Here is an 11,737-nt window from a genome sequence, read left to right on the forward strand (position 1 = left end):
CTACCATCACTGTTTAAGCTGACACTACCAAATTGTGGTTGACTGACCAGCTCTGCGCTGAGTGTGTCGCCTGCATCATCATCGCTGGCGTTACTTAATAACCCGTTTGCAAGTGCCACGGTTAATGTCGCGGCTTCATCGAGGTTAAACGCGAAGTTTTGCCCTACCGGCGCATCGTTGGTGTTGGTGACCTCTAATGTAAATGGCGTTAAACTGGCGCTATCAGTACCATCGTTAACACTGATAGTAATAGCCGCGTAGCTGCCTACATCCTCGTTCTGTGGCGTGCCCGCTAATTCGCCCGTGCTGGTGTCAAAGCTCGCCCAGCTTGGCTTATTAATGATGCTAAAGGTATGGGTATCTTGCGTATCGCTGTCTGTAAGGGTGGGTATAAAACTATACGCTGCATCTTCAGCTGTAGTTGTACTTGGTGAACCACTTAACACCGGTACGACGTTGTATTTTTTAGTTACTGTGGCAGTTACTGCTGCGCTGGCATTGCCTGCGGTGTCTGTAACTATTGCTGAGAACGTTAACACTCCCTCAGCCAATGTTGTAACATCAATACCTGTAATTTGCTGCGTAACAGCACTAATTGTTGCGTTACCAGTAACAGCATTACTGCCATCACTAACCTGATAACTAAGCGAACCACTGCCTTCAAGTCCAGTAAAACTAACACTCATTGCGGATTCGTTATCTGCGTTAATTAAGCTTTGATCAACGCTAACTGCATGCCCAGTTGGGCTGGTATTATCTAAAGTAATAGAGCTGGTCGCCGCTGGTGAAGTATTCCCTGCACTGTCAGTTTGCGTTACCGATACTGTTAAAGTGCCGTTATTAAGTGCACTTATATCTAATTCATTGCCGTTAAGCGTCCAATTACCACCACTACCAGCTGTCACAGTGGCATTTACACCGCCAATATCAACATTAACTGCAGCGCCTGATTCTGCCCCAGAGCCGGTGATCAATACACTATCATCTTCACTAGCGTTAACGATGCCATCGACTTCGATTGGCGTATTAATAGTAACAACTGACGGTGCACTGTTATCCAAGGTTATCGTCGTCGTTGCCGCTGGTGAAATATTACCTGCGCTGTCAGTTTGCGTTGCTGATACCGTTAATGTGCCATTATTTAATGCACTGATATCTAACTCATTACCACTGAGAGTCCAATTACCGTTGCTATCAGCAGTCACGGTGGCATTTACACCGCCAACATCAACCTTAACTGCAGCGCCTGATTCAGCCCCAGATCCTACAATTAATAACGCATTATCTTCAGCAGCATTAACAATGCCATCAACAGCAATCGGCGTTGTAATAACCAATGCATTTGGCGCAACATTATCTAAGGTTATAGTGGTTGTCGTTGCAGATGAAATATTTCCTGCGCTATCGGTTTGCGTTGCAGATACTGTTAATGTGCCATTATTTAGAGCGCTAATGTCTAATTCACTGCCGTTAAGTGTCCAGTTACCGCTGCTATCAGCTACCACAGTGGCATTTACGCCGCTAATACCCACTGTCACTGTTGCGCCAGCTTCTGCTCCTGACCCTGTGATCAACACAGCATTGTCTTCAGCCGCATTTACAATACCATCTACTGCAATCGGCGTTGTAATAGCCACCGCATTTGGTGCGATGTTATCTAATGTAATTGAAGTTGAAGTTGATGCAGCCGTTGAGATATTGCCCGCATCGTCGGTTTGTGTTGCCGAAACTGTCAATATGCCATTATTTAGAGCGCTGATATCCAGCTCATTACCTAATAATGTCCAATTACCACTTGAGTCTGCGGTAGTCGTTTTAGTAACCCCAGCGATACTCACAGTGACTGTTGCACCTGACTCTGCTCCCCCGCCTTGGACTAATACATCATTATCCTCCGCAGCGTTAACTTTACCATCCCCCTCAATAGGCGTAATAAAGGTTGGTGCGTTTGGTGCTTGGTTATCCAACGTTATTGTTGTAGTTGCAGCTATTGAGATATTACCTGCGCTATCGGCCTGAGTTGCCGAGACAGTCAGCGTACCATTATTCAGCGCACTGATATCCAGCTCGTTGCCCGACAATGTCCAATTACCACTTGAATCTGCTGTGGTAGTTTTAGATATACCATCAACATTTACTGTAACTGTTGCACCTGACTCTGCGCCAGATCCTTGCACTAGCACATCGTTATCTTCTACAGCATTAACTTTGCCGTCGCCTTCAATTGGCGTAGTAATCGTCAATGCATTTGGCGCTTGATTATCCAACGTAATTACTGCGGTTGCCGTAGTCGAGGTGTTACCCGCCGCATCACTTTGTGTGGCGCTGACGGTGACGGTGCCATTATTAAAGCTGCTGACATCAAACTCACTACCACTGATAGTCCATGCCCCAGAGCCATCAGCCGTTACGGTACGTGATAAGTTATTCGCGCCATCGCTGATAGTCACACTGACACTGGCATTGGCTTCTGCGCCAGAGCCGGTGATCAATACACTGCCATCTTCTACAGCATTGATCCGGCCATCAACCTCAATTGGGGTGGCAATCGTTAAGGCATTCGGTGCTGTATTATCTAAAACCACCGCGGTGCTGACTGCGCTGGAGGTGTTACCCGCCGCATCAGATTGTGTGGCGCTGACGGTGAGCGTGCCATTATTAAAGCTGCTGACATCAAACTCACTACCACTGATAGTCCATGCCCCAGAGCCATCGGCCGTCACAGTGCGCGATTGGTTATTCCCGCCATCGCTGATGGTTACACTGACACTGGCATTGGCTTCTGCCCCGGAGCCGGTGATCAATACACTGCCATCTTCTACAGCATTGATCCGGCCATCAACCTCAATAGGGGTCGTTATGGTCAAGGCATTCGGTGCTGCGTTATCTAAAATCACTGAGGTGCTGGCTGCACTGGAGGTGTTACCCGCCGCATCACTTTGTGTGGCGCTGAGGGTGAGTGTGCCATTATTAAAGCTGCTGACATCAAACTCACTACCACTGATAGTCCATGCCCCAGAGCCATCGGCCGTCACGGTGTGCGATAAGTTATTCGCGCCATCGCTGATGGTCACACTGACACTGGCATTGGCTTCTGCCCCTGAGCCGGTGATCAATACACTGCCATCTTCTACGGCATTGATCCGGCCATCGCCCTCAATCGGGGTGGCGATCGTCAAGGTATTCGGTGCTGTATTATCTAAAACCACCGAGGTGCTGACTGCGCTGGAGGTGTTACCCGCCGCATCACTTTGTGTGGCGCTGACGGTGAGTGTGCCATTATTAAAGCTGCTGACATCAAACTCACTACCACTGATAGTCCATGTACCTGCGCCATCGGCCGTCACGGTGCGCGATTGGTTATTCGCGCCATCGCTGATAGTCACACTGACACTGGCATTGGCTTCTGCGCCAGAGCCGGTGATCAATACACTGCCATCTTCTACAGCATTGATCCGGCCATCAACCTCAATCGGGGTGCTTATCGTCAAGGCATTCGGTGCTGCGTTATCTAAAATCACTGAGGTGCTGGCTGCACTGGAGGTGTTACCCGCCGCATCACTTTGTGTGGCGCTGACGGTGAGCGTGCCATTATTAAAGCTGCTGACATCAAACTCACTACCACTGATAGTCCATGCCCCAGAGCCATAGGCCGTCACAGTCCGTGATAAGTTATTCGCGCCATCGCTGATGGTCACACTTACACTGGCATTGGCTTCTGCCCCGGAGCCGGTGATCAATATACTGCCATCTTCTACAGCATTGATCCGGCCATCAACCTCAATCGGGGTCGTTATGGTCAAGGCATTCGGTGCTGCGTTATCTAAAATCACTGAGGTGCTAGTTGCACTGGAGGTGTTACCCGCCGCATCAGATTGTGTGGCGCTGACGGTGAGCGTGCCATTATTAAAGCTGCTGACATCAAACTCACTACCACTGATAGTCCATGTACCTGCGCCATCAGCCGTCACGGTCCGCGATTGGTTATTCCCGCCATCGCTGATAGTCACACTGACACTGGCATTGGCTTCTGCGCCAGAGCCGGTGATCAATACACTGCCATCTTCTACAGCATTGATCCGGCCATCAACCTCAATCGGGGTGGCAATCGTTAAGGCATTCGGTGCTGTATTATCTAAAATCACCGCGGTGCTGGCTGCGCTTGAAGTATTACCCGCCGCATCGCTTTGTGTGGCGCTGACGGTGAGCGTGCCATCATTAAAGCTGCTGACATCAAACTCACTACCACTGATAGTCCATGCCCCAGAGCCATCGGCCGTCACAGTCCGTGATAAGTTATTCGAACCATCGCTGATGGTCACATTAACCGTAGCGCCAGAGTCAGCGCCGCTACCTTGTATAAGCACATGCGCATCTTCCACAGCATTGATCCGACCATCTACTTCAATCGGGGTGGTAATACTCGGTGCACTCACGTTAGTATCAATGGTTATTGTAGTACTCGTTCCATTGGTAATATTACCAGCAGAGTCCGTCGCGCGTGCCACAATAGTATGCGAGCCACTCGTCATTGCTGAGCCTACGGTGATACTCCACACCCCACCACTAACAACAGTACTGCCTATTGAGCCATCAACACTTGAAATAAGAGTAATAGTGTCGCCTGTGGTGCCTGTACCTGTAAAAGTAGGTGTTGTATTATTGGTTATATTATCTGTACTCGAAGAGCCACTATCACTGGCTGCAGTTAGATCGGCTGCGCTCGGTGCGCTCGGCGCGGTTGTGTCAATTGTCACTGTAAGTGCGCTTGAGCTACTACTTACATTACTTGCTGAGTCTGTTGCTTTTGCTGAAATAGCATGGTCTAAACCGGCAGTTAAAGTGCTAGTGGTAATTTGCCAATTGCCATCGGTCGCTATGCCAGACCCGATTACAGTTGCTCCAGCACCAACTTGGTCGCTGTAAAGACTAACTGTTGAACCACTCTCAGCAGTGCCACTAAATGTTGGCGTGGTATCGTTGGTAATATTATCCGTAGTAGATAACCCTGAATCAGCAGCCGCATTTAAATCAGGGGTAGATGGCGCACTTGGCGCAACATTATCATTTACCGCTATAGTAAACGCTTTTTGAAAAGTTGTTGTTGCATCGTTACTTTGTACGCACACAATGTAACTTCCTGCACTAAGTGCAGCTTGCGTCTGAATTAAGGTGCCACTGATCTGAAAATTGCTATTGTTTGTATCAGCGCTACATGTACCGTTTACACTTGCGCCTGAGCTTACAAACGTATAACTATGACTGTCGGTGGTATCTACATCTGAGGTAGTGAGCGCCCCTATATTAGCACCAGGTCCAGTTGATGATTGATTTATACTTGCCGATGAAAGTGAAATATCCGTTGGGGCATCATTTTGCCCAGTAATATTCACTATCGCTTGATTTGTACCCGCGCTGTTTGCTATCCCATCATTAAAGACATAATCCAAAGTCACTGATGATGATGGAGATTCGGAACTATTTTGATAGGTAATGCTTTGTAAAACTGAGTCAACAATTGCAGATGTAGCATTAGCATTAAAGGTCAGTACCAAGGTACCTGAGGAGTTAGTCGTTACCGTTCCGACTGTGGTCGAATTATAAGTAAACGTATTGCCCTCAATTAGCGCGCCCAATAAGTTATTGTTCGCAAAAACATCTTCAGTACTTGCCCCACCGTTTCGACTAATAGTAAAACTGGCATTATTATAATTACCAATTGCGCCATTAAGGGCATCGAGCTCAGTATCAGCGATAGTCACATCAGAGTCGATAACAATTGCAGAGCCATTTTCAATGAAGGTTGCACCGCCATTCAAACTACTAAATACGGGGGCGCTATTTGGCTCAACAAAAGTTATTATGGTATCGCTACCACTTTCAGCAACGCTAAAAGCTAAACTTGAGCCTGGTGAATTACTTAATGAGAGCGTAAGCTCAGAAATATTAAAATCGGTGGCATCTGTATCAACTTCTAATGTACTCGTGCCATTAAATCGCACATTTGCACTTGAAAGCCCTGTCACGCCAGTAATCGTTAAGGTATCACCTACGGCTAGATCGGTGATGGTATCCCCTGATAATTGTGATGCACTGCCGACAAAATTATCGTTACCTGCATTGCCCGTCATCGAATCAGTACCACCGCCAGGGCGGATGGTATCTGCGCCGCTACCGCCAACAATAGTATCATCACCATTAAAATCGCTGGCTGTAATTGTCAATATGTCACTGGCAAAGGCTGAAGCATTTATTGATAGGGCTGCTGTAATTTCACCGCCACTCGCATTTGACACTGATACTGCTTGACCATTGGCATTAAAGTTGTCAGTTAAGGTTACTGTGGCATTATTGTCAGTTCCTATTGCCACTCCTTCAACAGCAGACACTGAGGTACTGGTGAAGTCAAACGCCCCACCATCCATAAGTTTCAGTGTCTCAGTGCCCGCACTACCCGTTATAGCAGTGCTAAAATTACCAATATTAGCCGCATCAATAGCCACTGTTGCGCCACTAGCTAACGAAAGAGTGCCTATATTTAAAAATCCACCGCCGCTAATGTCTGCACCATCAGTTACTTGTACTTGGTCGGCAACACTATTCTCGCCAATTAGCGTACCCGTGTATGCACTGTTACCAATTGCAAAAATTATGGCGTCGGTTGACGAATCAGCCGTAACATTAGTGGTCCCTGTTGATACGGTGATTGTTCTGGTATTTGTACTGTCATCAGCTACAGCGTAGCTTTCAATGCCAGTTAACGTTGTAAAATCACCATCACCGGTGATAGTAATAGTTTCTGAACCTGGCGCTGTTATGGTGCCCGTAAAACTACTATGCTGGCTGGCCGTCATCGATACTGACGCACCCGAAGCAAGTGTTAAATTACTTACATTACTAATTGTGGCATTACTAATGTTTGCGCCGCTACTCATAGATAATGTATCAGCAACACTATTTTCGCCAGTAATTGTTCCCGTATAAGCTAGTGTGCCAATATCAAACGTAATGGCATCAGTTACCGAGCTAGCTGTTACTGAGTGCCCCGCGGCGCTAATAGATACTGTACGCGCGTTAGTGCTATCGTCATTTAATGTGTAGCTTTCAATTGCTGATACTGTAGCGAAATTACCATCCCCCAAAATATCCAGCGTCTCATTACCACTGCCTGATACAGTGCCTGAGAACAATGCTAGCTGTGATGCAGCAATACTTGCTGAACCGCCACTTGCTACCGTCAAGTTTTCAAAGCCGCTAACCGTGGCGCCAGAAATACTGCCACCACTACTAATAGATAACGTATCAGTGCCGGTGTTGCCCGCTAAAATACCGGTAGCGCTAAGCGAGCCAACATTGAGAGTATCGTCGCCGGTGCTACCCGTAAAATTTTGCCCCGCAGCGCCAAGGGTGAATGTATTTGGTGCAGATAAAACATACGTTTCAATCGCACTGTTGCCTGTTAGTCCATCCGTTGCTGAGCTAATAGTTATCGTTTCTGCGCCTGGAGCTGTAAACGTTGTAAAACCATCGTGCTGTGCTTCAGTCATCAATACACTCGCACCACTGGCAAGTGTTAATGACTCAAAGGCAGATATTGTTGCACCACTAAGATCAGCACCAGTGCCAGCCTGCAATATATCGGTACCCGCAGCGCCATTCAATGTACCTGTTACCGTGAAGGCATTAATATTAACGGTATCATCTGCGCTGCTGCCAGTTACATTTTGCGCTGCGCTACCAAGCGTAAAGGTCATTGCAGCGCCAAGCACATAGGTTTCAATATCAGTGTCGCCAGTGAGCGTTTGATCGCCATTGGCACTAGCGATAGTAAATTGATTTGTACCTGTACCATTTATAGTAGTGAAACTGTCATGCTGCGTTTCACTTAATGTCAATGAACCATTGTTATAAGGCGTTAAGGTTTCAAAACCCGTTAAGCTTGTGAGCCCAGTTAAGTCTACACCCGACACTACAGACAGTGTATCAGTGCCGCCACCGCCATCGGCTGTTGACCCAGTTACGTGGCTAGTATTAGCAATTGTGAGTGTTTCATTCTCGCTAGTAAAAGTAATGCCTGGAGATAAATTTGTGCCGTTTAAGGTACTAAATCCAGCTGCGGTAGAACTCGCAGAAGTAATATTAGCAACCGAAATAGTCGCTGTACGACTTACACTATTTACAGTGCCATCATTAATAACCACCGTCACCGTTCTAGCAGTTTCATCGGGCATATTTGAAGTATTATCGTAAGTGATATTCTGCAAAAAGGTGGCCACTTCAGCGGCTGATGCTGTTGCACCGGTGATTGAGATGGTATCTTGCAGAGTAATGTCTGAGGCACCGGATATACCACCAAGTGCATTTTGTACAGTCGCTGAAACATTAAGCCCTTCTGAGGCGCCATTTTGATCGTTGGTTAATGCAACGGTTATTGTTGTTATTGTATCGCCATCACTATCCTCTGCACTAGCATCGGGCGCAATATTTACAGCACCACTACCTTCGGTAAATGACACTGAACTCCCTGTACCTGGAATCCCACCATTTAAATCAACAACAGGCGCTGAATTTGTAGAAGTACCTGTGGCACTCAAAGACACATTATACATACTCTCATTTGCATCAGTGTTGCTAATTCTTAAATTACCTGATATCCCACCAACTGTTGTCGTTTGTACAGTTACAAGTATCGTACATTGCATACCTGAGCTTAATGTTTGACCATTCGTAGCACATGTACCGCCTGTAATTGAAAAGTCGCTACTTCCACTTGTTATAGAAACAGCCGTAGTCGTTAAATTACCAGTGCCTTCATTTTTTACCGTAAAGGTTTTTGTTGTAGTTGCTACACCATCCGCTGCAACACTGCCAAAGTCTTCGCTTACAGTTGTCGATCCACTTTCTTCAACATCTATTTCTGGCGATGACCCACAAGCGCCAACACTACCACCTCTCAAAGTACAGCTAGAAGAGCTTACAGTGGTGCACGCCCCGCCTGGTAGGGTGCAGTTTGCACTTGCAAACACCTTTCTTATTAGTAAATCACTTTTTACTTGTGTATTATCGCCCTTAACAATACTTACTTTTTGTTCATTCGTTTCAAGTAATCCCTGCTCTTTTAAAAAGCTTAATGTATTATTTATATCTGGGTTTACTAAGTGTGATTGGGCTTTTTGCCCTCGACTAAATGTCGAAAATGGGCTTTTTGACTCTATACCAACTATTTCATCTTCAGTTTCTAGCGCTAACTTTTTTGAAAATTGTTTTAAATCTACAGCTTCATTTACTGTTTCTGCGTAAGCCCCGCTAGCTATTACTGCAGAAATCGCAACCCCTAAAAAAGTTTTATTTAAGCTTAAACGTTCCATGATACTCATCCTCGACAAAATTCAAAAATATGGCTAGACAACGCGTCTGAGCTTTGAAATAGCTCTGGTTTCCTGCTGTTCGGTACAACAGCAATATCGTAAATCTGTTTTACATCACCCGTAAAAGTCAAATTACCTACCACCTCACCTGTATTTACATTCACTAACCATATTGCGCACACACTTTTCCCATCTAATAATCTTGGGTTTGCTTTAAAGCGAATATGCTCTTCTGATTTACGTAATGTACTCGTACCGACAAGCATCAAGTCACCAAAGAACGTCATTCCCCTTGTAAAACCTTGCAACTCACATAAAACTCTATTAGTACCTGACTTTGGATCGTATACATGAATATCGCCATCTCCAGATGCACAATAATACACCTTGCCTGCGTGGCATCTTGGCGAATGTGGCATTGAAATACCTGATTTGATGACCTTATTTTCAACGACATCAATAAGCACCCCTTTATTCCCTAGCTCTTCACGCCAACCTTGTGCTGTATCTGATTCACTAAAGGCTGTAGCATAACGAGGCACACCATCTAACAACGCCATGCCATTTAAATGGCATCTATTTTCCGGCTTCAGTTCTGAAATAAACGACGGCACCCAAGCAGCGACAAAACTATGGTCAGGACTTAACTTACTTAAACAAGAGAACATCGAGTTAACTACCCACAAACCATCATTACCCCAACAAATATCATGGATGTTGATCATACCTGTTGATAAAGTCGCTCTTTCTATAAACAAACTGTCGGCTGCCTTTACACTTTTGACTTGTTCATCCCACTCTTCACGAAATTTGGGGCTATCTCTGAGTTCATTATCTTGTAATTTTTTTGGCAACTCTTCATAACGATCAAGGTTCCCATTAATAACATCAGCATAACCACTTGGTGTTTTTTGAAAGTCGATTACTTGATTTAGTGTTCCAAGCGTGACCCTATTTTCGTCGGCATAAAGTCCCATTGGTCTTGGAAATGCCTTTAATTTTGTTTCTAGCTTGCCATTATTGGAACGCACTAAAATAACACGTTGTGATTGATAACTTGTCGCAATCAACGATACGCCCAACTGAGCCAATATTTTTGGGAAGTTGTCACTGTGGGTGCTACTAAAATCTAACGGTTCCATTTCAGTGCTCATTAATTTCACTACCTTTTGATCTAATCAAAGTTACACTCTTTATATTATTTTTATTAACTACATGTGCAGGCAAAATATTTTCAACCATCGTTAATTTTGTTAACGGGTATTCAACTCCGCATGCTTTTAGCTGTGCCACAACGCCTGAAACAATAGCGGCTGATGATGAGGTGCCACCAAAATTTACATACCCATTAAGTGACGTTGATGCAATTGAAGAAGGGGCGTAATAATCAACACATTGCCCATAATTAGAAAACTCAGCAACATTCCCATTTTTATTTATTGCCCCTATAACAACCACTGAACTTAATGCCGATAGATGATTGACTTCACAAGCTTTCTTACCCGAATTTCCTGCTGAAACAACGATAATAGGTGCATTTGATGCAGATGCAACATTCTCAATTACCAGTGACGTAATACCCGATAATAACGGTAAAACCCAACTACAGTTGATAACATCCGCTTTCATCAACTTAGCGACCTGAAATGCCAATATTATAGAAGATGACCATGTTGAAACTTGCCTGATAGCTATTATTTCACTAGTCGGTGCGAAACCCTCAACCCCTATATTATCTTGCTTTGCAGCAATAACTCCAACAACACGTGTACCATGGTAATCAGTTGGGTTTTTAGCACTGGTTGCCAGTGTTTTTTCATCAGGATCATATTCAAACAATACTGTTAAATCATCAAACTCTGGGTGAGTAAAATCAAAGCCGTCATCAATAATTGCAACCCGCACAGTATTCTCTGGTTTATCGCATAAAGGAGCATTTTGTGACACAAGCACGCTGCTAGTCTGCCTGCTTGTTCCTGACGTAACTAACTTTGTGACAGGTGCAATATCTGGTTCGATCTCTAGCACATCTTGATGTTTGCTTAACGCTAAATAAACATCAAAAAAATATTCGGGTCTAGGTGTTACCCAGTAAACCAATTCACTTCCTATATTAGCGATTACTTGAACTTGTTTTATTTCATCATGTAGCTGTGAGATCTCATCGACTGATAGCAAAGAGAGTATTATTATTTTTTTGTTAAAAGCGTACATCTTCCCTGCATCATCAATCAAAAAATTACTGTCATGCTTGGCAAATACAACACTACCTTTAGAGCTTTTAAATTGCAGCTTGTCTAAACTCGCCTGAGCAGATACATCTCTTGCAAATAAGCACACAACTATAATTAAACAGCTGAAAACAATAT

The 11,737-nt window shown here is 44.9% G+C and carries 3 protein-coding genes; all 3 read right to left on the reverse strand.

Annotated elements, in window-relative coordinates; all coding sequences use genetic code 11:
• Window positions 1-9,368: Ig-like domain-containing protein (locus tag H5200_RS06800; protein WP_182761205.1), on the reverse strand; the 9,368-nt coding region annotated here is incomplete at its 3' end.
• Between the two features lie 5 nt (window positions 9,369-9,373).
• Window positions 9,374-10,522 carry a TIGR03032 family protein gene (locus H5200_RS06805; protein WP_259398577.1) on the reverse strand — a complete coding sequence of 383 codons (1,149 nt, stop codon included), beginning with the start codon at window positions 10,520-10,522 and terminating at the stop codon, window positions 9,374-9,376.
• A complete protein-coding gene (locus tag H5200_RS06810; RefSeq protein ID WP_259398578.1) occupies window positions 10,512-11,603 on the reverse strand; it encodes a S8/S53 family peptidase in 1,092 nt (363 codons plus the stop codon). The genes H5200_RS06805 and H5200_RS06810 overlap by 11 nt, the downstream gene beginning before the upstream one ends.
• Window positions 11,604-11,737 lie beyond the last annotated feature (134 nt).

This window comes from Pseudoalteromonas sp. SG43-7, from assembly GCF_014164295.1.
In the GTDB taxonomy this organism is placed as follows: Bacteria; Pseudomonadota; Gammaproteobacteria; order Enterobacterales; family Alteromonadaceae; genus Pseudoalteromonas; species Pseudoalteromonas rhizosphaerae.